Annotated in this window: 17 protein-coding genes, 1 tRNA gene, 1 other RNA gene and 1 pseudogene; 15 read left to right on the forward strand and 5 right to left on the reverse strand. The window is 73.1% G+C overall.

Features of this window, described 5'->3' with window-relative positions; all coding sequences use genetic code 11:
• The first annotated feature begins 9 nt into the window (after positions 1–9).
• Positions 10–216, forward strand: coding sequence for a helix-turn-helix domain-containing protein (locus IEY94_RS21990; RefSeq protein ID WP_189172141.1), 207 nt, complete (start codon positions 10–12; stop codon positions 214–216).
• Positions 217–232: 16 nt separating this feature from the next.
• Complete coding sequence (locus tag IEY94_RS21995) at positions 233–1,516, forward strand: tyrosine-type recombinase/integrase (RefSeq protein ID WP_189172142.1); 1,284 nt, start codon at positions 233–235, stop codon at positions 1,514–1,516.
• A gap of 90 nt (positions 1,517–1,606) precedes the next feature.
• Here the strand turns inward: IEY94_RS21995 and IEY94_RS22000 are convergent.
• Positions 1,607–1,691, reverse strand: a tRNA-Ser gene (locus IEY94_RS22000).
• 96 nt (positions 1,692–1,787) lie between these two features.
• On the opposite strand from IEY94_RS22000, the gene ffs reads away from it, so the two are divergent.
• The 5 genes from ffs to recR all read left to right on the forward strand — a co-directional run bounded on the left by ffs (position 1,788) and on the right by recR (position 7,334).
• An RNA gene (gene ffs, locus IEY94_RS22005) (signal recognition particle sRNA small type) lies at positions 1,788–1,884 on the forward strand.
• Between the two features lie 31 nt (positions 1,885–1,915).
• Positions 1,916–5,629: a DNA polymerase III subunit gamma and tau gene (locus IEY94_RS24500; RefSeq protein ID WP_229784343.1), complete on the forward strand. Its 3,714-nt coding sequence runs from the start codon at positions 1,916–1,918 to the stop codon at positions 5,627–5,629.
• Positions 5,630–5,680: 51 nt separating this feature from the next.
• Entirely contained in the window at positions 5,681–6,160 is a 480-nt protein-coding gene (locus IEY94_RS22015; RefSeq protein WP_189172143.1) for a phospholipase A2, read from the forward strand.
• Positions 6,161–6,417: 257 nt separating this feature from the next.
• Positions 6,418–6,741 (forward strand): YbaB/EbfC family nucleoid-associated protein, encoded by a 324-nt coding sequence (locus tag IEY94_RS22020; protein WP_373291354.1) that lies wholly within the window; start codon positions 6,418–6,420, stop codon positions 6,739–6,741.
• On the forward strand, positions 6,741–7,334 hold the full coding sequence (gene recR / locus IEY94_RS22025) for a recombination mediator RecR (RefSeq protein ID WP_189172144.1): 594 nt from the start codon (positions 6,741–6,743) through the stop codon (positions 7,332–7,334). Before IEY94_RS22020 ends, recR begins: the two co-directional genes overlap by 1 nt.
• Positions 7,335–7,436: 102 nt before the next feature.
• On the opposite strand, the gene IEY94_RS22030 is transcribed toward recR, so the two are convergent.
• Together IEY94_RS22030 and IEY94_RS22035 are read right to left on the reverse strand one after the other, a co-directional pair.
• Entirely contained in the window at positions 7,437–8,201 is a 765-nt protein-coding gene (locus IEY94_RS22030; RefSeq protein WP_189172145.1) for a hypothetical protein, read from the reverse strand.
• Positions 8,202–8,206: 5 nt separating this feature from the next.
• Positions 8,207–8,827, reverse strand: a complete 621-nt coding sequence (locus IEY94_RS22035) for a papain-like cysteine protease family protein (protein ID WP_189172146.1) — start codon at positions 8,825–8,827, stop codon at positions 8,207–8,209.
• Positions 8,828–9,052: 225 nt separating this feature from the next.
• Here IEY94_RS22035 and IEY94_RS22040 point away from each other — a divergent pair, with 225 nt between their 5' ends.
• The 6 genes and pseudogenes from IEY94_RS22040 to IEY94_RS23790 all read left to right on the forward strand — a co-directional run.
• Entirely contained in the window at positions 9,053–9,967 is a 915-nt protein-coding gene (locus tag IEY94_RS22040) for a helix-turn-helix domain-containing protein (protein WP_189172147.1), read from the forward strand.
• 337 nt (positions 9,968–10,304) lie between these two features.
• Positions 10,305–11,300, forward strand: a complete 996-nt coding sequence (locus IEY94_RS22045) for an ABC transporter permease (RefSeq protein WP_189172148.1) — start codon at positions 10,305–10,307, stop codon at positions 11,298–11,300.
• Positions 11,301–11,382: 82 nt separating this feature from the next.
• A complete protein-coding gene (locus tag IEY94_RS22050; protein ID WP_189172149.1) occupies positions 11,383–13,143 on the forward strand; it encodes an ABC transporter substrate-binding protein in 1,761 nt (586 codons plus the stop codon).
• A 129-nt stretch (positions 13,144–13,272) separates the two neighbouring features.
• Positions 13,273–14,286: an ABC transporter permease gene (locus IEY94_RS22055; RefSeq protein ID WP_189172150.1), complete on the forward strand. Its 1,014-nt coding sequence runs from the start codon at positions 13,273–13,275 to the stop codon at positions 14,284–14,286.
• Positions 14,286–15,317 (forward strand): ABC transporter ATP-binding protein, encoded by a 1,032-nt coding sequence (locus IEY94_RS22060; protein WP_189172151.1) that lies wholly within the window; start codon positions 14,286–14,288, stop codon positions 15,315–15,317. Before IEY94_RS22055 ends, IEY94_RS22060 begins: the two co-directional genes overlap by 1 nt.
• Positions 15,314–16,363: pseudogene (locus IEY94_RS23790) on the forward strand (ABC transporter ATP-binding protein); the annotation flags it as partial. The gene IEY94_RS22060 and the pseudogene IEY94_RS23790, both read left to right, overlap by 4 nt.
• A gap of 843 nt (positions 16,364–17,206) precedes the next feature.
• Here the strand turns inward: IEY94_RS23790 and IEY94_RS22070 are convergent.
• Positions 17,207–17,869 (reverse strand): HNH endonuclease family protein, encoded by a 663-nt coding sequence (locus IEY94_RS22070; protein WP_229784344.1) that lies wholly within the window; start codon positions 17,867–17,869, stop codon positions 17,207–17,209.
• 208 nt (positions 17,870–18,077) lie between these two features.
• Positions 18,078–18,890, reverse strand: coding sequence for a hypothetical protein (locus IEY94_RS22075; protein WP_189172153.1), 813 nt, complete (start codon positions 18,888–18,890; stop codon positions 18,078–18,080).
• Between the two features lie 444 nt (positions 18,891–19,334).
• Between IEY94_RS22075 and IEY94_RS22080 the strand changes: the two genes are divergently transcribed.
• Both IEY94_RS22080 and IEY94_RS22085 read left to right on the forward strand, forming a co-directional pair.
• Positions 19,335–20,600 (forward strand): aspartate kinase, encoded by a 1,266-nt coding sequence (locus IEY94_RS22080; RefSeq protein WP_189172154.1) that lies wholly within the window; start codon positions 19,335–19,337, stop codon positions 20,598–20,600.
• 2 nt (positions 20,601–20,602) lie between these two features.
• Entirely contained in the window at positions 20,603–21,733 is a 1,131-nt protein-coding gene (locus IEY94_RS22085) for an aspartate-semialdehyde dehydrogenase (protein WP_189172155.1), read from the forward strand.
• The last annotated feature ends 34 nt before the right edge of the window (positions 21,734–21,767 follow it).

Here is a 21,767-nt window from a genome sequence, read left to right on the forward strand (position 1 = left end):
GGAGCAGTAGTGGATGAAGCACCAAACCTTGTCTTAACGATCGAGCAAGCGGCTAAGCGATTGGGCGTCGGTCGCACCACGATGTACGGACTCGTTATGTCCGGCGAGGTTCGTTCGGTAACAATCGGCCGGCTTCGCCGCGTGCCGGCCCGGTGTTTGGACGAGTACGTCAGCCAGCTACTAGACCAGCACACTGACCTTCCGGTCGCTGCATAAGGAGAGAAAGCCGAGCGTGGGGAAGAGAAAGCCCAACCTTGCATCAAGCATCTACGAGGGCGCCGACGGGTCGTGGCACGGTCGCGTGACCGTTGGGGTGAAGGATGATGGCCGGCCGGACCGGCGACACGTAAGAGGAAAGACAGAGGCGGACGTCACCCGGAAAGTCCGTGACCTGGAGCGCCAGCGTGAAGCAGGATCGGTACGGAAGGCTGGCCGCGCCTGGAGCCTTGAAAGATGGCTGACCTACTGGCTGGAGCACATCGCTACACCCCCGAACGTCCGCCAGTCCACCCACGACGGGTACGAGGTTGCCGTCCGAGTTCATCTCGTGCCCGGCATTGGTGCCCACCGATTGGACAAGCTGGAGCCGGAGCATCTGGAAAAGCTCTATAAGAAAATGCAGGCCAACGGAAGTAAGCCGGGAACTGCTCACCAGGCGCACCGCACGCTGAAAACCGCGCTTAACCACGCGATGCGCCGAAATCACATCACCCGAAACGTGGCGAAGATTGCGCAGCCGCCGCGGATCCAAGAGGACGAAGTCGAACCCTACGGCATCCAGGACGTGAAGCGCCTGCTCGCTGAGGCCGGCAAGCGTCGAAACGGCGCGCGCTGGGCTATCGCGCTAGCGCTGGGACTTCGCCAGGGTGAAGCACTGGGCCTACGTTGGGAGGACATCGAGCTGGACGTGGGATATCTACGAGTTCGCCGGAGTCGGGTGCGACCGAAGTACGCGCATGGATGTGAACCGACGTGCGGCCGTAAGGCCGGCTACTGTCCGAGTCGCATTCAGACCAATGCGGACGACGACGATACAAAGTCCAGGGCAGGCCGTCGCGGAGTCGGTCTGCCGCCAGAGGTAGTCGGGTTGTTGAAGCGGCATCGCAAGGCGCAAGAGGAGGAGCGGGCAACCGCCGGACAGCTCTGGCAAGAGTGCGGCCGAGTCTTCACTACTCGTCTCGGCCGAGCCATATCCCCGAACACCGACTACCACGAGTGGAAAGACCTAGTAAGGGCGGCGGGCGTACGGAATGCCCGACTTCACGATGCTCGCCATACTGCTGCCACGGTGTTGATGGTGATCGGTACTCAGCAGCGGGTGACGATGGACGTGATGGGCTGGTCCAGCGCCGACATGGTGAAGCGGTACCAGCACGTCACTGATCCGGTGAGGCTGGCGGTCGCCAAGCAGGTTGGTGACGCTCTGTGGTCAAGCTCGGCCGACGGCACGCCAACTGCGGGGGTCACGGCTGGGGGCCGGAAAGCTCGAAGGCGGGGCCGCTCACGACGGAAATGAGACCAGAACTGAGACCGCACGGCTGTTGAGACGCGGAAGGCCCGGCCCCGAGGTGGGGTCGGGCCTGGCGTTTCGCCTGGTCAGGCGTTGCGGAGGATACGAGATTCGAACTCGTGAGGGTGTGAACCCAACACGCTTTCCAAGCGTGCGCCCTAGGCCTCTAGGCGAATCCTCCGCGGGAGAGCTTACCGAAGTCCCCACCGCCCCGGCAGCCGCACCCCGCCGGTGGGCCGACCGTCGTTCGCGGGGCGGGGCCGGGGAGGTATGGTGGTGCTGCCCCTCGTGCGGCGTCCATCTTGTGAACCTCCCCAGGGCCGGAAGGCAGCAAGGATAAGCGAGCTCTGGCGGGTGCACGGGGGGCCTTTTCGTTGGCCGGCAGGTCGTGCAGGAGGCTCCCCGGTGACGCTCGCGCTCTACCGCAAGTACCGGCCCCGCACGTTCGGCGAGCTGATCGGCCAGGAGCAGGTCACGGAGCCGCTGGCCCGCGCGCTGACCAGCGGCCGGCTGAACCACGCGTACCTCTTCTCCGGCCCCCGCGGCTGCGGCAAGACCTCCAGCGCCCGGATCCTCGCCCGCTCGCTCAACTGCGAGCGCGGCCCCACCCCCGACCCGTGCGGCACCTGCGCGTCGTGCCGGTCGCTGTCCGGCGACGGCCCGGGCTCGATCGACGTCATCGAGATCGACGCGGCCAGCCACGGCGGCGTGGACGACGCCCGCGAGCTGCGGGAGCGTGCGGTGTTCGCGCCGGTCAACAGCCGGTACAAGATCTACGTCATCGACGAGGCGCACATGGTCTCGTCGGCGGGCTTCAACGCGCTGCTCAAGCTGGTCGAGGAGCCGCCGGAGTACGTCAAGTTCATCTTCGCCACCACCGAGCCGGACAAGGTCCTGGGCACCATCAAGTCCCGGACCCACCACTACCCGTTCCGGCTGATCCCGCCGGGGGTGCTGCGGCCGTACCTGGAGCAGTTGTGCGCCGCCGAGGGCGTCACGGTCGACCCGGCGGTGTACCCGCTGGTCGTCCGGGCCGGCGGCGGCAGCGCGCGGGACACGCTGTCCGTCCTCGACCAGCTCATCGGCGGCGCCGGGCCGGAGGGCGTGTCGTACGCCCGCGCGGTCGCCCTGCTCGGCGTCACCGACGCCGCCCTGCTGGACCGGATCTGCGACGCGCTCGCCGCCGGCGACGGCGCGGCCGTGTACGCGACCGTGCACCACGTGGTCGAGGCCGGGCACGACCCGCGCCGGTTCGCCAGCGACCTGCTCGAACGGCTGCGGGACCTGATCGTGCTCCAGCAGGTCCCCGACGCGGTGGCGCAGGGGCTGATCGACGGCCCCGCGGACCAGCTCGCCCGGATGGGGGAGCAGGCCGGGCGGTTCGGGCCGGCGACGCTGTCGCGCTGCGCCGACATCGTGCACGAGGGCCTGGTGGAGATGCGGGGTACGACGGGGCCGCGCCTGCTCCTCGAACTCATCTGCGCCCGGATGCTGCTGCCCGGCGCCGAGGAGTCGACCGGGGCGCTGTTGCAGCGGGTGGAGCGGCTGGAGCGGTCGGGACCGGTCGGCGGTACGGGCGGCGGGTCCGGCGACGGCGGGCCGTCGGGTGGTGCCGGTCCGGGGCCGACCGGCGGGCCGGGGCCCGCCGGTGGCGGTCCCGGGCCTGCCGGTGGTTCGGGCGGGGTCGGGTCGGGCGGTGGGTCCGGCGGGTCCGGGTCGGGCGGGTCCGGGTCGGGCGGGCGCAGTGCGGCGGCCGAGGCGGCTCGGGCGGCGGCGCGCGCGGCGACCCGGCGGGCGGGCGGCGCTCCGGCGACCGGCGGCCAAGCGGCGGGCGAGCCCGCGCTGAGCGGGTCGGCGCCGGCACCGGTGTCCGCACCAGCAGCGCCCGCACCGACCGCGTCCGCGGCGGGGGTGAGCACGGCCGGACCGGCCGGCCCGGTACCGGCATCAGCGGCGTCCGCGAGCACGGCGCGGCCGACGCCGGTCGAAGCGGGTGCGCCGGCGGCCGCGGTGGCGGCGACGGCCGCCCGCGCGTCGCGGATCACCGTTTTGGTACCAGCCGACGCGGCGACGCCAGCACCGACACCGGAACCGGCAGCACCGACACCGGAACCAGCCGGGTCGACGGAATCCGCATGGGATACGTCCGGCGTAACCGGCGCGGCCGCGCCGGACAGCCCCGGACCCGACGGCGTCACGCGGGACGACCGCGACAGCGGCACCAGCGCCGCCACCCCCGACACCGGCCCCGCCCCCGCGCCCGGTGTGGGCACGCCGGCGGCGGCGGAGTCGGCGCAAGCCGGTGCCGCGGGCATCGCGGCCATTCCGGCCGCAGTCCCCACCCCGGCCGAGCCGGCCAGCGGGGGAGCGGAGCGGAGCGAGTCGGTGGGGTCACCCGCTGGTTCCGCCGCGCCGGTCGCCGTGGCGGCGGGTACCGACGTCGGCGAGGAGGTCCGGCGGGCCTGGCCGGAGATCCTGGACGCCCTGCACCGGACGAACAAGCGGGCCGCCGGGCTGGCCCGCGACGCCGCGGTCCGGTCCGCGCTGGACGGCACCCTGACGCTCACGGTCAAGTCGCCGGTCCTCGCCCGCATGCTCAACGACGAGATCACGGCCGTCGTGGACGCGGTGTACGAGATCCACGGCACCCGCTGGACCATCCACTGCGAGGTCTCGGGCGAAACCCGCCCCCTCCCGACCCAGCCCTCCCGCTCCGCCACCCCACCGGACCCCACCCGCCCGGACGCCACCCGGGCAAGAGATCCGGAACCCAATGACCCCCCGACTAGGTACCCCACCCCCTCCTCACCGACCGGACCGTCGGCTGCCGGCGAGAGTGACCCGGGTGCCGGTGGAGTGGGTTCCGGCGGGCGGGGCGCAGGTTCGCCGGACGGCGGGTCGGGCGCTGGCGGGCACGGTACAGCCTCGTCGGCCGGCGGGCCCGGCGCCTCGGTCGGTGGATCGGGTGTGCGGGGGCAGGGCGGTGGTGCTCCGGGAGGCGCCGGCGGCGGATCGGCCGGCCGGCTGAGTGGGGGGAGCGGCGGGGAGGTCGAGGAGGACAACTCCTGGCCCGAGCCGGTCCGGCCCGGTACGGCCGCGCCCCGCGCCGAGGCGCAGGCCACCGGCCCCGGGGTCGGCGGCGGCGATCACGACACCCCGCCGCACGGTGCCCTGGCCGGCGCCGTCCTGCTGGCTCTCCCGTCCGACCAGCCCGACCCGACCGTTCCGGCTGCCCCGGCCCACCACCCCGTGCCGGCTCACCAATCCGCCCCGGCTGACCTCGCCCCCGCTACACCCGCCCCGGACATCATGCCGGGCGCACCGGCGGCCCTCGGCGCAGCGGGCACGATGGCGGTGCTGTCCAGCGTCCCGCCGGACGCCGCCGCCCGGTTCACGCCGCTCGACGGCCACCCCGCAGCAGCCGCACCCCCCGCGGCGCACTCGACCGCGCCGCCGCAATCCCCGACCACCGCGGCACTCAACGGAGCTGTCCTGCTCAGCGCCCCGGCGCCGACAGACCCGCTCCCCCCGGCGGCGACGGACCCGCCCGCCCCGGTACCAAGGGACCTGTCCGCCCCGGCAACGGCGCCCACCGCCGCACCGGCACCCACCCCCGCGCCCACCGCACCGGCGCCCACCGCCGCGCCGGCCCCCCCGCGTACCGGCCTGGATGCCGCCCGTGCGGCCGCCCGCGCCGCCGCCACCCGCTCCCCCCGCACCGACCCCCAGCGCCAAGCCCCCGGCCGCCAACCCCACCCCCGCCCGGACGCCCCCCAGCGTCCCGCCACCAACGACACCGCCTGGGCCGACGGCTCCCCCCTGGACGAGCCCCCCTACGACCCGGAGTTCGACGGCCCGACGACCGGCACCCGCCGCGCCGCCCCCGGCGCCGCTCCCCGCACCCCCGCCCGCACCGCCGCGGCGAGCACCCCCGCCCGTACGGCCGGAGCGAGCACCCCCGACCCCGGCGGCGGGAACTGGGACGGCTTCGACCCCGGCGATGGTCCCACCGACGAGGTGATCGACGAGGCGACGGCCCGGCAGAGCAGCGAGGAGCAGGCGATCCAGCTCCTGCGCGATCGCCTCGGCGCCGAGGAGATCACCAGCCCGCAGCAGTGATCCCCGGGCGATTCGCGATGACAAATACGTAAATACTGCTATTGATGAGTCGTGAACCGACTCACCCTCCTGCGGCCCCTGGCCGCGGTGCTCGCCGGCGTCGTCCTCGCCGGTACCGGCGCGGTGCCGGCGGCGGCCCGGCCGGGCCGCCCCGACCCGGATTGTGACCTGGTCTGCGCGATCGACCGGCACATGTTCGACCTGTCGCTGAACGCGTTCGTCGCCGCCCGTACGGCGCACGCCGACCCCCGGCTGGACTACACCAGCGACGGCTGCTCGGTCGTCGGCGGCGGGCCGTTCGACTTCACCGCGGCGTGCTGGCGGCACGACTTCGGGCACGAGAACTACCCGCTCGCCGGCAAGCGCGGCGGCGCCCTGCGGCTGCGGGTCGACCGGCAGTTCCACGCCGACCTGCGGACGCTGTGCGGCCGGCAGCCGGCGTTCCTGCAGTACGCCTGCGACCTGCTCGCCAGGGCGTACTACGTCGCGGTCCGCCGGCTGGGCCAGGGCCGCTTCGACGGCCGGCGGTAGACTCCCGCCGGCACCGCGACCCGAACCGGTGCCGGCGGGCCCGCCGCCCGACACCACGCCCGCCGCCCGACCACGCCCGCCCGATACCGCATACCGCGCCCGCCGCCGGACCGTCCGGGCCGCCGCCACACCACCCGACGGCGGTGCGTCGCGGGCGCGCCGTCGGACCGGACCGCTACGCTTGCGGCCGTCCGTCCCCGCGCGGGGTCGGGCCCCTGCCGTACGCGAGGTGCGGCCGGTCCGGGAGGAGCGCGCGCGTGGCACAGCCCAACCTGCAGGAGCTGATGCAGCAGGCCCAGCGGATGCAGCAGCAGGTCGCCGACGTCCAGGCCGAGCTGGCCGCCGCCGAGGTGACCGGCAGTGCCGGCGGGGGGCTGGTCCGGGCGGTGCTGGCCGGTACGGGCGAGGTCCGGTCGATCCACATCGACCCGAAGGCGGTCGACCCGGCCGACACCGAGACGCTGGAGGACCTGGTCGTCGCGGCCCTGCACGCGGGCGCCGACCGGGTGCGCGCGCTGACCGAGGAGAAGCTGGGCCCGGTCACCGGCGGGATGGGCGGGCTCGGCCTGCCGGGCTTCTGATGTACGAGGGGGCCATCCAGGACCTGATCGACGAGCTGGGCCGGCTGCCCGGCGTCGGGCCCAAGAGCGCCCAGCGGATCGCCTTCCACATCCTGCAGACCGACCCGGCGGACGTGCACCGGCTGGCCGGCGCGCTGCAGCGGGTGAAGGAGCTGGTCCGGTTCTGCACCACCTGCTACAACGTGGCCGAGGCCGAGCAGTGCCGGATCTGCCGCGACCCGCGCCGCACCGACGAGGTGCTGTGCGTGGTGGAGGAGCCGAAGGACGTCGTGGCGATCGAGCGGACGGGCGAGTTCCGCGGCCGGTACCACGTGCTCGGCGGGGCGATCAACCCGCTGGAGGGGATCGGCCCGGACCACCTGCGGATCCGCGAGCTGCTGGCCCGGCTGGGCACCGGTACGGTCCGGGAGCTGATCCTCGCGACCGACCCGAACACCGAGGGCGAGGCGACCGCCACCTACCTGGCGCTGCTGGTCAAGCCGCTGGGCATCCCGGTCACCCGGCTGGCCAGCGGCCTGCCCGTGGGCGGCGACCTGGAGTACGCCGACGAGATCACTCTCGGTCGCGCGTTCTCCGGCCGCCGCGCCCTGTAGCCGCCCCTGGCCACAGGGCGCGGGGTCCGGCCGGAGTGCCGGATGGGAGCCCACCCCGCCGGTACCGCGTGCGGAGCCGTCCGGCGGGGCCGGGTGGTCCCGCTAGGCGGCGGCCGTACGGCGGCGGCGCAGCAGCCCGAACCCGACCAGCGCGGCCGCGGCCAGGCCGCCGCCGATCAGGCCGGGGCCGGCGAACCGGTCGGACCCGGCCGGGCGGGTGCCGGCGGCGTCGTAGCCGCCCGCGGTCCCGTTCCGGTCGTACGCCGAGCCGGGCAGCTTGTCGCCGTACCGCTCGTTGACCAGCCGCTGGTACGCCGCGACCGGCAGGCCGGCCGCGCCGACGGAGCGCCGGGCGTCGTCGTTGAGCGGCAGCACCCGGCCGCCGCGCAGGGCGTACCAGGCATTGATCTGCGGCTCGCGGAACGCCGGGGCGTCCCCGGCGGCCCGGGCGAACGTCCGCTCGACGTCGCCGCTGGCGATGTTGGCGATGCTCCACCCGCCGCCGGCCGCCGGGGTCAGCCAGACCGACGCGAGCCGGCCGTCGGCCGACCGGGCGGTCGAGGCGAGGTAGAGCTGCTGGGTGACCGGCGCGTCGGCCCGCCGGACGAAGTCCGGGTTGAGTTGCAGCACCGGTACCGGGTCCCCGACGATCCGCGGCGCGGCCGCGCGGGCGGCACCGGGCGGCGCGTCGGGCGCGCTGGCGAAGAACTCGCGGATGAGCGCGCTGCCGTCGGCGGAGGTGACGGCCCGCTGGACGGCGGCCGGGTCGGCGGCGGGCGCCCCCGCGGCCGCCGGGGCCGCGGCGACGAGCACGCTGCCGAGGCCGGCGGCCGCGACGAGCAGGCGGTGCGTGTGGCGTACGGTCATGGCGGCTACCGTCCGATCCCGTAGAGCGAGTGGGTCCACGTCCACTGGTTGTTGGACTTGTAGAACGCGAGCGTGCCCTGGTTGTAGCGGGAGTTCGCGCCCCAGGGGTCGGCCCACTTGATCACGCCGCGGCCGCTGTCGTACCCGTAGATCGTCATCATGTGCCCGCCGCCGGAGGTCCAGCCGATCCGGGTCATGACGGCCGAGCCGGCGTCGATGTCGCCGCTGATCGTGCTCTGGTTGAGGGTCTGCCCGACGTAGCTGCCCGGCCGGATGTTCAGCGCCCGGTACGCGGTCTGGTCGTTGGCGAGCGTCGCCTGGTCGTTGGGGCACTGGCTGTCCCGGCTGCGGCCGAACGCCAGGTTGCAGAATTGGTTCTGGGTGGTCCGGGTGTCGCCGAGCAGCCGGGCGACGGACAGGCCGGTGGCCGCCCAGCACCAGTTGCTCCGCTCCTGGGCGTCCAGCGCGTACTGGCCGGGGGCCGACAGCGATTCGCGGGCCGGGGCCGATTCGCGGGCCGGGGCCGCGCTCGCCGGCGCGGCGCCGGCGAGCAGGGCCAGGGCGGCCGCGGCCAGCACGATCGGCGTACCCCGGCGTCGGGCGAGGGATGGGGGGGATGGGGCCATCCTGCTCACCTCCCTTTCGGTGGAGTGAGGGGAAGGGAATTGATGCGCATCACATTGATGGCCATCTCCTTGACAGGACAACGGGCGGGACGCTCACGCGGCGGTCCCCGTGAAGTCCGATGGACGCGTGAACAGCGCCGACGGGCTCCGCTCATCCCCGGGGATTGCCATAACGTCCATGGACGCGGTTAGATAACTGCGAATATTCACGTTCATGGAGAAGTCATGGATCCTGAGCTTTCGGCGACGCTGCGTACCGGGCCTTTTCACCATGCGTTACGGGCGGCCATTCGGGCGCGCGGCCTCTCCCTGCAACGGCTCCAGCACCGGCTCAACGAGGTGGGCCTCCACATCGGCCTGGGCACCCTGAGCTACTGGCAGTCCGGCAAGCGCCGCCCCGAGCGGGCCGACTCGCTGCGCGCGGTCGCCGCCCTGGAGGGCGTGCTGGAGCTGCCCGAGCGGTCGCTGCTCGTCCTGCTCGGCCCGCCGCGCCCGCGCGGCCGCGCCGCCGGCCTGCCCCGCGGCGCCAAGAGCTACACGGACCTGATCCGCGGCGCCCAGCCGCTCATGGACGTCATCGACGACCTCGGCCCGCACGACGGCCGGCTGCACACGATCAGCACCTTCGAGTCGGTGTACTGCGGGCCGGAGCGCAGCGCGCACACCGCCGAGTACTCGCAGATCGTCCAGGCGCACCAGCCCACCGACCGCACCGTCGTGGTCTACCAGGGCGAGGACGGCGCCAACGCCGAGCACTTCACGGTCACCGCCATGGAGAACTGCCGGATCGGCCGGGTCCGGATCGACCCGGACACCCCGCGGCTGGTCGCCGAGGTGCTGTTCGACCGCAAGCTCATGGTGGGGGAGACCCAGCTCTTCAAGTTCCGGTTCAACGACCCGAGCGGCATCCAGAGCAACCAGCACTATCTGTGGGTGCGCTTCCCGGCCCGGCAGGTGGTCATCCAGGTCAACTTCCACCCGGACGCCCTGCCGGCGGTCTGCTGGCGGTTCCACCGGCGGCACGAGGGCGGGCCGGACCTGACCCGCGAGGAGATCACCCTCGGCCCGCACCGCAGCATCCACGTCGTCGCCACGGACATGCAGCCCGGCCTGGTCGGACTCGGCTGGGACTGGAGCTGACCCGCGGCCGCCCGCGGGCGGGGTAGCACAGGGCCGGGCGGGTTCGAACCCTCCCGTCGATCACAGATTTGTCACGGCAAAGCGCGGGTTCGGTCACGAGAATGGTCGGGCCTTGACCCGGATGGGTGACGAACGGAACTGTTTCTGACTGGTGGCACACGCCACACCACTCGAACCTGCGCCGGTGCCACGACCGCGCTGGTCGGGTTTCACGCACGGACAACTGAGCGGTTGTCGGGCGGCGGCCGGGCCGGGGCCGAGGGGTGACGATCACCCTGTTGGTTTCGCGTACCCGCCCGCCGGGCGCGCGACGACCGGGAGGAGGATCGGGGCGCACATGGGCATCGGGCCAGATCCGTCGCAGTCCAGCGGTGCCGTCGCGCTGGCCGAGCCCGAGCCGCCGGCGGCCCCGAAGATCGAGGGCCGGTCACTCGGGCGGATCGCCTGGACCAGGCTGAAGCGGGACAAGTTCGCCATGGGCGGCATCATCGTCATCGGCGTCCTCGTCCTCATCGCGGCGCTCGCCACCCCGATCACCAGCGTGATCGGCGGCAACCCCAACGAGTCGCACCGCGACCTCATCGACAAGCTCTCCCAGGCGCCGATCGGCTCGTTCGGCGGGATGAGCCTCGACCACCCCTTCGGCCTGGAGCCGCAGAGCGGCCGGGACCTGTTCAGCCGGGTGGTGCACGGGGCGCAGGTGTCGCTGCTGGTCGCGTTCGCCTCCACCCTGCTGTCGGTCCTGATCGGCGCCACCCTCGGTGTCGTCGCCGGCTTCTTCGGCGGCTGGGTCGACGCGGTGATCAGCCGGCTGATGGACGCCTTCCTCGCCTTCCCGCTGCTGGTCTTCGCGATCTCGCTGGTCGGCGTCGTGCCGGACCGGGCGTTCGGGCTGAGCGGCCTCGGGCTGCGGCTGGCCATGCTGATCTTCGTCATCGGGTTCTTCAGCTGGCCGTACATCGGGCGGATCGTCCGCGGCCAGACCCTGTCGCTGCGCGAGCGCGAGTTCGTCGACGCCGCCCGCAGCATGGGCGCCCGCGGCCCGTACATCATCTTCAAGGAGATGCTGCCGAACCTGGTCGCGCCCATCCTGATCTACGCGACGCTGCTGATCCCCACGAACATCCTGTTCGAGGCGGCCCTGTCGTTCCTCGGCGTCGGCGTGCCGCCGCCCACCCCGAGCTGGGGCGGCATGCTCTCGGACGCCGTCCAGTACTACACGCTGCCGCACTTCATGCTGTGGCCCGGCCTCGCGATCTTCGTGACGGTGCTGGCGTTCAACATGTTCGGCGACGGCCTGCGCGACGCGCTCGACCCGAAGGCCAACCGCTGACGGCCGGCCGGGGCGAGATCGAGACTTCCACCCCATTCCGCGGACCGTGCACACGGCCCGCACCATCAGGGAGGTTGCGAGAGTGAACCACAAGTTGAAGGGCATCCTGGCCGGCTCGGCCGTCCTTGCCCTCACCGCGAGCCTCGCGGCCTGCGGTGACAAGAAGAACGAGGGTGGCGAGGGCGAGTTCAACGCCGCGCTGACCGCGGTGTTCAACCCGTCCACGGAGAAGGGTGGCACCGTCAAGGTCGCCAACGCCGACGACTGGGACTCGGTCGACCCGGGCGACACGTACTACGGGTACTCGTGGAACTTCCTCCGCCTGTACGGCCGCGCCCTGCTGATGTTCAAGCCGGCCCCGGGCAAGGAGGCCAACGAGCTGGTCCCGGACCTGGCCGAGGACCTGGGCAAGGCCAGCGACGGCGGCAAGACCTGGACCTACAAGATCCGCAAGGGCCAGAAGTACGACGACGGCACCGAGATCAAGGCGCAGGACGTCAAGTACGCGGTGCTCCGGTCGATGGACAAGGTCGTGCTCCCGCACGGCCCGCAGTACTTCGAGCAGTTCCTCGACATCCCGCGCAAGGATGACAAGATCACGTACAAGGGCCCGTACAAGGACCCGAAGGCGAACACCGACTTCATCCAGACGCCGGACGACTACACCGTCGTCTTCAAGCTGCGCCAGGCGTTCGCCGACTTCGACTACCTGGCCATGCTGCCGCAGACCGTGCCGGTGCCGCAGGCCAAGGACACGGGCTCGAAGTACAAGGAGAAGATCGTCTCCTCCGGCCCGTACAAGTTCGAGAAGTACGAGTCGACCAAGTCCTTCACGCTGGTCCGCAACGACCAGTGGGACCCGGCCAGCGACCCGAACCGCAAGGCGCTGCCGGACCGCTGGGAGGTCAGCCTCAAGGTCAACGCGGACGACCTGGACAACCGGATCCAGTCCGGCGACGTCGACTTCGACGTGCAGGGCACCGGCGTGCAGACCGCCATGCTGGCCCGGGTCGTGGGCGACCCGAAGCTGAAGGCCCGGACGGACAACCCGACCCTGGCCCGCCTCTGGTACACCTCGATCCCGTCGACGGTCCCGCCGTTCGACAAGATCGAGTGCCGCCGCGCCGTCCTGTACGCCGCGGACCGGACCGCCTACCAGGCCGCGTACGGCGGCGAGCTGGCCGGCGGCGAGCTGGCCTCGACGATCCTGCCGCCCATCGTGCCGGGCTACCAGAAGTACGACCTGTACCCCGCCGGCCAGGACAACAAGGGCGACGTGGAGAAGGCCAAGGAAGAGCTGAAGAAGTGCGGCCAGCCCAACGGCTTCGAGACGAACATGGCGTTCCGCTCGGACCGGGCCAAGGAGAAGGCCACCGCCGAGGCGCTCCAGGAGTCGCTCCAGCGGGTCGGGATCAAGCTGAACCTCAAGCCGTTCCCGAGCGGTGACTACTTCGCGCAGTACGCCGGCAACCCGTCCTACGTGGTCAACAACAAGATCGGTCTGGCCACGAACGGCTGGGGCGCCGACTTCAACACGCCGTTCGGCTTCCTGTCCCAGATCGTCGACAGCCGGGTGATCCTGCCCGGCGGCGGCTCGTCCAACGTCTCCGTGCGCAGCAAGGAGATCGACAAGATGATCGACGAGGCGCTGGTCGAGCAGGACAAGAACAAGCAGTACGAGCTGTACTCCGCCATCGACAAGAAGGTGATGGAGGAGGCGTTCATCCTGCCCGGGGTGTACGCGAAGAGCCTGCTGCTGCGCCCGCAGAACCTGACGAACGTCTTCGTGAGCGACTCGTACAACATGTACGACTACGTGAACCTGGGCGTCGCCAAGAAGTAGCCGCCGCGGACGCGACGGCACGTCGTCCGCTGGCCCGGATCACTCGCTGGTCCGGGCCAGCGGACCACAACGGGACCCGCCGGTAGGCCGTGACCGGCGGGGGAACGGGGTCGGGGAGTTGAGGGAATTGTGATCGCCTACATCATCCGGCGGCTGCTGGCCGCACTGCTCCTGCTGTTCGTGGTGAGTGTGGCCACGTTCTCGATCTTCTTCGTGGTGCCGCGCATCCTGGGCAACAGCCCGGAGACCCTGGCGAGCCGCTACGTGGGCCGCACCGCCGGGCCGGAGATCGTCAACCAGGTCGCGCAGAAGCTCGGCTTCTTCGACCCGGTGTACGTCCAGTACGGACGCTGGGTGAAGGGCATCTTCGTCGGCGCCGACTACGACATCGGCGGCCGGATCGAGCACTGTCCGGCGCCCTGCCTCGGCTACTCGTTCATCACCCAGCAGCCGGTGCTGCCGGACCTGCTCGACCGCCTCCCGGTCACCCTGTCGCTGGCCATCGGGGCCGCGGTCATCTGGCTGTTCTTCGGCATCGCCACCGGCGTCGTCTCCGCGCTGCGCCGCGGCTCGGCGCTCGACCGGACCGCGATGACCATCTCGCTGGCCGGCGTCTCGCTGCCCATCTTCTTCACCGGCATGGTGACGCTGCTGCTGTTCAGCTACCACCTGGAGCTGACCGCGTCCGGCGGCAGCTACACGAACTTCACCGACAACCCGGCGGAGTGGGCATACAACCTGATCCTGCCGTGGACGACGCTGGCGTTCCTCTTCTCCGCCCAGTACGCCCGGCTGACCCGCGCCGGCATGCTCGAGACGATGGGCGAGGACTACATCCGGACCGCCCGGGCCAAGGGGCTGGGCGAGCGGGCGGTCACCATCAAGCACGGCCTGCGCGGCGCGCTGACGCCGATCCTCACGATCTTCGGCCTGGACTTCGGCCTGCTGATCGGCGGCGCCGTCCTCACCGAGAAGACCTTCTCGCTCCAGGGCCTGGGTAAGTACGCGATCGACGGGATCGTGGCCAACGACCTGCCCAAGGTGATGGGCGTGACGCTCACCGCCGCGTCGTTCGTCATCCTGGCGAGCCTGATCGTCGACCTGCTCTATGCGGTCGTCGACCCGAGAGTGAGGTTGAACTGATGGGCGAACCCTTCCTCCGGCTCAACGACCTGCGGATCCACTTCCCGACCGACGACGGCCTGGTGAAGTCCGTCGACGGCCTGTCCTTCACGCTCGAACGCGGCCGGACGCTGGGCATCGTCGGCGAGTCCGGCTCCGGCAAGTCGGTGACCAGCCTCGGCATCCTCGGCCTGCACAACCGGCGCAACGCCCGGGTCTCCGGCGAGATCTGGCTGGACGGCAAGGAGCTGGTCGGCGCGGGCGCCGACGAGGTGCGCAGGCTGCGCGGCCAGAAGATGGCGATGATCTTCCAGGACCCGCTGTCGGCGATGCACCCGTACTACACGGTCGGGCAGCAGATCGTCGAGGCGTACCGGGTGCACAACAAGGTCAGCAAGAAGCAGGCCCGGCAGCACGCGATCGACATGCTCGGCAAGGTCGGCATCCCGCAGCCGAGCCGCCGGGTGGACGACTACCCGCACCAGTTCTCCGGCGGCATGCGGCAGCGCGCGATGATCGCGATGGCGCTGTCCTGCGACCCGGAGCTGCTCATCGCCGACGAGCCGACGACCGCGCTCGACGTGACCGTGCAGGCGCAGATCCTGGACCTGATGCACACGCTGCAGCAGGAGTTCAACTCGGCGCTGATCATCATCACGCACGACCTCGGCGTCACCGCCGAGCTGTCCGACGACGTGCTGGTGATGTACGGCGGGCGGTGCATCGAGTACGCCTCCGCGAAGGAGATCTTCGAGGAGCCCGAGCACCCGTACACCTGGGGCCTGCTCGGCTCGATGCCGCGGATGGACCGGCCGGTCGCCGAGCGGCTGACCCCGGTCAAGGGCAGCCCGCCCTCGCTGATCAACCTGCCGACCGGCTGCGCGTTCCACCCGCGCTGCGTGTACGAGGAGCGCACCGGCGGCGCCGCCCGGCGGGACACCCCCGCGCTGGCCGACGCCGGCGGCCGGCACCTGGTGCGCTGCCACCTGCCCACCGAGCAGCGGCGCAGGATCTGGACCGACGAGGTCAAGCCGAAGCTGGAGGCGTCATGACGGCGAGCAACGGTGAGGCGCTGCTCTCGGTCCGCGGGCTGCAGAAGCACTTCCCGATCACCAAGGGGCTGTTCAAGCGCAGGGTCGGCGCCGTCCAGGCGGTCGACGGCCTGGACTTCGACGTGCGCGCCGGGGAGACGCTCGGCCTGGTCGGCGAGTCCGGCTGCGGCAAGAGCACGACCGGCCGGCTGCTCACCCGGCTGATCGAGCCGACCGGCGGCCGGGTGGTGTTCGAGGGCACCGACATCACCCACCTGCGCCAGGGCAAGCTGCGGCCGCTGCGGCGCGACCTGCAAATGATCTTCCAGGACCCGTACTCGTCGCTGAACCCGCGGCACACCGTCGGCACGATCGTCGGGGCGCCGTTCCGGATCCAGGGGGTCAAGACCGAGCACGGCGTGAAGCGCGCGGTGCAGGACCTGCTCTCGCTGGTCGGGCTCAACCCCGAGCACTACAACCGGTACCCGCACGAGTTCTCCGGCGGCCAGCGGCAGCGCATCGGCATCGCCCGGACGCTGGCCCTGCGCCCGCGGCTGGTCATCGCCGACGAGCCGGTGTCCGCCCTGGACGTCTCGGTGCAGGCGCAGGTCGTGAACCTGATGGACGACCTCCAGCAGGAGTTCGGCCTGACGTACGTGGTGATCGCGCACGACCTGTCCGTGGTCCGGCACATCTCCGACCGGGTCGCGGTCATGTACCTCGGCAAGATCGTCGAGATCGCCGACCGGAACGACCTGTACGCGCACCCGCGGCATCCGTACACCGTCGCGCTGATGTCCGCCGTACCGGTGCCCGACCCGGCCCGGCGGGAGGCCGCCGCGCGCGAGCGGGTGCTGCTCACCGGCGACGTGCCCAGCCCGATCGACCCGCCGTCCGGCTGCCGGTTCCGCACCCGCTGCTGGAAGGCGCAGGACATCTGCGCCGCCGAGCCGCCGCCGCTGGTGCCGGGGCGGGACGGCAGCACGTCCGCGAACCACCTCGTCGCCTGCCACTTCCCGGTGAGCGACGACGAGCAGCAGGCCCGCGGCGGGCGGCCGTCGGCCGCGGCGGCCACGGCGGCCCGGGTGGCGCAGTCGATCGAGATCGCGGCCGGCGTACCGGCGGAGGCCGCGGCCGCCGTCCACGCCGCCACCCTCGCCGGCGCCCCGGCCGCCGACCCGGGCCCGCCGCCGGGCGCGGCCACCACCGCCGACGCGGCGGCAGCGGCCGGCGACGACGGCCCGCCCGCGGGCGGGCCGGGCGCCCCGCGCCCCTCGGCCGCGGTCGCGCCGGGGCTGGCCGACGCCCGCCCGGCCGCGCCGGGCGCCGCGCCGGCCGACCGGCCGGATGCCGCGGCGCCGCCCGCCGGGCCGGCCGCGGCGCCGCCGGGGGACCGGCCGGGCGCGATCCCGCCGGACTCGGCCGCCGAACTGCCGGGCGACGGCGGCGAGCCGGTCGCCCGCGCGGCCGACCGGGACCTGACCCGCGCGCCGGACGCCCCGGCCGTGGTCGTCGAGAAGCCCTCCCGGGAGTACGGCGTCCACCGCCCGCGGCACGCGGCCGACGAGTAGCGCGGCGGGCGGATAGCGGGCCGGGCGGGGACGGCCGTGGACGCGCGGGTACACGCGGTTTCGGCGCCGGCGGCGGGCCGCCTCCCTGCCGGACCGGTCGCGCCGGTCGGGCCAGTCGGTTCGTTCGGGCCGGTCGGGCCGCGCGGCCCGCGCGGCCCGGGTACGTTCACGCTGGGCTTCCTGCTGCCGGACGGCCGGTGCAGTACTGGGCGGGGACGTTCGACCCGGCCGCGGCGCGGCGGTTCACGCTGGCGCTCGGGCAGGAGCGGGACGTGACCGACCGGGTCGTCCCCGGGGCCGCCCGCCCGGCCGCGGCCGTCGCCGCCCGCGCGGCCGCGGTCAGCAGGTCTCGAGCATCTGCTCCAGCGCCCGGCGCTCGGCCCCGGTGACGCTGAGCTTCCAGTACGCCTTGACCGTGACCCAGTTGACCGCGTAGCGGCACCACTGGGCCTGGTTCGGCGGCTTCCACTGGGCCGGGTCGCGGTCGCCCTTGGCCCGGTTCGTCGTCGCGCTGACCGCGCGCAACTGCGGGCGGGTGAGGTCGTTGGCGAAGGCGCCGCGCTGCCCGTCGGTCCACCCGGCGGCGCCGCTGCGCCAGGCGTTGGCCAGCGGTACCACGTGGTCGATGTCCACTTCGGTCAACTTGGTGAGGGTCCGCTCGTCGTACGGGCTGATCCACCGGCCGCTGGTGACGTTGCAGCCGCGCGAGCGCACGGTGGCGCCGTCGCGGCGCAGGACGGAGTCGCGGACGTCGCAGCCGCGGCCGACCCGCTTCCAGTGCGGGAACCGGTCCCGCGAGTACCCCCGCATCGAGCCCGGCGCGGCGACGGTGAGCCGGTCCAGCGCCGCCCGGGCCGGGGTGGCCGCGGGCGGCCCCTCGCTCGTGTGGTCGCCGCCGGCGCCGCCGCCCGGCGTGCCGGCCGGGGCGCAGCCGGCCGCGGCGAGGACGGCGGTGAGGAGCAGGACGGCGAGGACCGGCTTCGACCGGCGAGCGGCGCGCACGCGGACAGCGTGCACCCGATCCGACCGGCCGCCGCGGACCCGCCGCTATTGCGGCGTTTCCGGACACCCGCCCGGGGGATTGCCGCCGCGATCCGCCGCCGCCGGCCGCGGACGAGGGGTGCTGCCCGCGGGCGGTCCGCCGCGGTGGTCGGGGACGAGGCGGGCGCGGTCCGTCAGCCGCGGCGGGTCGGGGACGGGGCGGGCGCGGTCAGCCGCGGCGGGTCGCGGACGGGGTGGGGGACGGGGCGGCCATCGGGAGCGGGCCGCCGCTGACCGGGCCCGGCAGCGTCACGGCCGGCGGCGCGGTGGTCGGCTCGCCCATCAGCGCCAGCGTGCCGAACTCCCACTGCCCGCCGGTGAGCAGCCCGTCGGCCCGGTAGCAGTACACGCCGACGTCCAGCGGCGCGGGCAGCGAGGCCGAGGTGGACTGGACGTCCCAGCAGTCGCCGGCCACGCCCGCCGGCGGGGTGGCCGGGCCGACGGCGATGGCCGGCTGCCGGTCGGTGAGCACGGGCAGCCACTCGACGAACACCCGCTGCACGCCGGGGTCGTACTCCTCGGGCAGCGCGTCCCGCGGCCCGCCGGCCCGCGCGCACCGGGTGGGCACGCGGTGGTCGGCGGAGGCCAGCGCGCACTGGAACAGGCCCTGCCGGGACCGGACCACGGCCACGTCGACGGTGCCGCCGAGCGCGCCGTCGGCGATGTCCGCCCGCCAGGCGCCGTCGATGGCCCGGGTGAGCACGATCGTGCGCGGCTCCCGGCCCTCCTCGGTCAGTCGGTACACGACCACCTCGCGCCGGTCCTGCGCGGCGGCCGCGCGGGCGGCGAGGTCCGCGCGCGCGGTGGCCGGGTTCAGCGGGTCGGGCGACGGCGTGGCGGGCGGGGAGGTGGCCGCGGTGGCCGGCGGGGCGCTGTCGCGGCAGCCGCTGAGTGCGGACAATGCGGCCAAAACGGCCAGCATCAGCCCGCCGGCGGCGGGGGCGCGGGAAATCCTGCTGCGGGGCGGGGTCGCGGAGGGCACGGCCCCATTCCACCGCGTGCCGTACCGCGATCCGCGCTGATCCGGCCCGCGACACGCCGGTCGCGCCGGGAACATCCGCATCGAGAAGCGACTCTTCGGACGGATCGGGCGGCCGGGCCCCGTGGCCCTGGCGCTGTCGGGGTGCGCCGGTACCCTGTTGGGGACCTGTCGTGGGCGGTGCCGGGGGCGAGCCGGTGCGGTCGACGGCTGCCGAGACCACCGGGCCGGCGCTGCGAACCTCAGAGTTTGCCCGGGCACCGAAAAATTTTCGGGCGCTCCCGCATCGGGTGCCTATTGATGATGTTTGATTGGCGGGCGCGTCGCCGTCGTGGGCGCGCGCGGCCCGGACCCCGGGCCCGTCCGGGACCGTGGCGCCGCTGCCGCGCCCCGCGCCGGGCAGGTCCGGGCGAGGACCATGGGGGCGGATTTGGGGAAGGAGCCGCTGTGGCACTGATCGTGCAGAAGTACGGCGGATCGTCGGTCGCGGACGCGGAGCGGATCAAACGGGTCGCCGAGCGGATCGTGAACGCGCGCAAGGGCGGGGACGACGTGGTGGTCGTCGTCTCGGCGATGGGGGACACGACCGACGAGTTGGCGGACCTCGCGTCCAGGGTCAGCCCGGTGCCACCCGGGCGCGAACTGGACATGCTGCTGACCGCCGGCGAGCGCATCTCGATGGCGCTGCTCGCGATGGCGATCCACAACCTGGGGTACGAGGCCCGCTCGTACACCGGGTCGCAGGCCGGGGTGATCACGACGGCCGCGCACGGCCGGGCGAAGATCATCGACGTGACGCCGGGCCGGCTGCGCTCGGCGCTGGACGAGGGCGCCATCGCCATCGTCGCCGGTTTCCAGGGCGTGTCCCAGGAGACCAAGGACATCACCACCCTCGGGCGGGGTGGCTCGGACACGACGGCGGTCGCGCTCGCCGCGGCCCTGCACGCCGACGTGTGCGAGATCTACACCGACGTGGACGGCGTCTTCACCGCCGACCCGCGGATCGTGCCGAACGCCCGGGCGATCGACGAGATCACGTACGAGGAGATGCTGGAGCTGGCCGCCAGCGGCGCCAAGATCCTGCATCTGCGCGCGGTGGAGTACGCGCGCCGGTCGGGGCTGCCGATCCACGTGCGTTCGTCGTACTCGCTGAAGTCCGGCACGCTGGTAACGGGATCGATGGAGGAACTTTCCGTGGAGCAGGCACTCATCACCGGGGTCGCACACGACCGCGGCGAAGCGAAGATCACGATCGTGGCCGTACCGGACGAGCCGGGCGCGGCCGCGCGGATCTTCGACACGGCGGCGGCCGCGGAGATCAACATCGACATGATCGTGCAGAACGTGTCGACGGAGGGGACCGGGCACACCGACATCTCCTTCACCCTCCCGCGCTCCGACGGCACGCTGGCCATGGCCACGCTGAACCGGATCAAGGAGCAGGTCGGCTTCAAGGAGCTGCTCTTCGACGACCACGTCGGCAAGGTCTCGCTGATCGGCGCCGGGATGCGCTCGCACCCGGGCGTCGCGGCGAAGCTGTTCTCGGCGGTGGCGGCCGCCGGGGTCAACATCGAGATGATCTCGACGTCCGAGATCCGGATCTCCGTCGTCTGCCGCGACAGCGACCTGGACGCGGCCGTGCGCGCGGTGCACGACGCGTTCGAGCTGGGCGGCGACGAGACCGCCGTGGTGTACGCGGGCACCGGGCGATGACCATGACGCTCCCGCCCACCGTGCCCGGGCGGCTGGCCGGGGGCGTCTCGCACGTGCGTCCGCGGGCCCCGCGCGGCCTCCCCACGCTCGCCGTGGTGGGGGCCACCGGGGCCGTGGGCGCCGTCCTGTGCGACCTGCTCTCCTCCCGCAAGAACGTGTGGGGGGAGATCAGGCTGCTCGCCTCGTCCCGGTCCGTCGGGCGGACCGTCCGGTGCCGGGGCGAGGCGCTGACGGTCCGGGCGCTGGACCCGGCCGAGTTCGACGGCGTGGACGTGGCGGTCTTCGACGTGCCGGACGAGGTGTCGGCGCACTGGGCGCCGGTCGCCGTCGGCCGGGGCGCGCTGGTGATCGACAACTCGGGCGCGTTCCGGGCCGACCGGGACGTGCCGCTGGTCGTCCCGGAGATCAACCCCGAGCAGGCGCGCAACCGGCCGAAGGGGATCGTCGCCAACGCCGACTGCACGACGCTGTCGATGATCGTGGCGGTCGCGCCGCTGCACCGCGAGTACGGGCTGCGCGAGCTGGTCCTGTCGTCGTACCAGGCCGTCTCCGGGGCCGGCCAGGCCGGGGTGGACGCGCTGCGGTACCAGCTCGCCCGGGTCGGCGACGACCTGAGCCTGGGCTCGCAGCCGGGCAACGTCCGGCGGGCGATCGGCGACGAGCCGGGGCCGTTCCCGGCGCCGATCGCGCTCAACGTCGTCCCGTGGGCCGGCACCGTCGCCGACGGCGGCTGGTCCTCGGAGGAGCTGCGGCTGCGGGACGAGACCCGCAAGATCCTCGGCCTGCCGGACCTGAAGGTGGCCGCGACCTGCGTCCGGGTACCGGTGGTGACCGGCCACTCGGTCGCCGTGCACGCGGTCTTCGGCGCCGAGGTGGACGCCGCGGACGCGCAGGAGATCCTGCGGCACGCCCCCGGCATGGTCGTGGTGGACGACCCGGCGGCCGGCGAGTTCCCGATGCCGATCGACGCGGTGGGCACCGACCCGATCTGGGTCGGGCGGATCCGCCGCGCGGTGGACGACCCGCGGGCGCTGGTCCTGTTCGTCACCGGCGACAACCTGCGCAAGGGCGCGGCGCTGAACACCATCCAGGTGGCCGAGCTGCTCGCCGCCGAGGTGACCGCCCGCAACTAGCGGGCATGCACCGCCGCCGCCACCGCGACCCCGC

The sequence above is a fragment of the Pilimelia anulata genome (assembly GCF_014647895.1).
Lineage (GTDB): Bacteria > Actinomycetota > Actinomycetes > Mycobacteriales > Micromonosporaceae > Pilimelia > Pilimelia anulata.

Coding starts and splice junctions, on each gene's coding strand:
- IEY94_RS22035 (WP_189172146.1), bottom strand. CDS start 8,827: ATGGCCCCATCCCCCCCATCCCTCGCCCGACGCCGGGGTACGCCGATC.
- IEY94_RS22030 (WP_189172145.1), bottom strand. CDS start 8,201: ATGACCGTACGCCACACGCACCGCCTGCTCGTCGCGGCCGCCGGCCTC.
- IEY94_RS22085 (WP_189172155.1), top strand. CDS start 20,603: ATGACGCTCCCGCCCACCGTGCCCGGGCGGCTGGCCGGGGGCGTCTCG.
- IEY94_RS22040 (WP_189172147.1), top strand. CDS start 9,053: ATGGATCCTGAGCTTTCGGCGACGCTGCGTACCGGGCCTTTTCACCAT.
- recR (WP_189172144.1), top strand. CDS start 6,741: ATGTACGAGGGGGCCATCCAGGACCTGATCGACGAGCTGGGCCGGCTG.
- IEY94_RS22060 (WP_189172151.1), top strand. CDS start 14,286: ATGGGCGAACCCTTCCTCCGGCTCAACGACCTGCGGATCCACTTCCCG.
- IEY94_RS22045 (WP_189172148.1), top strand. CDS start 10,305: ATGGGCATCGGGCCAGATCCGTCGCAGTCCAGCGGTGCCGTCGCGCTG.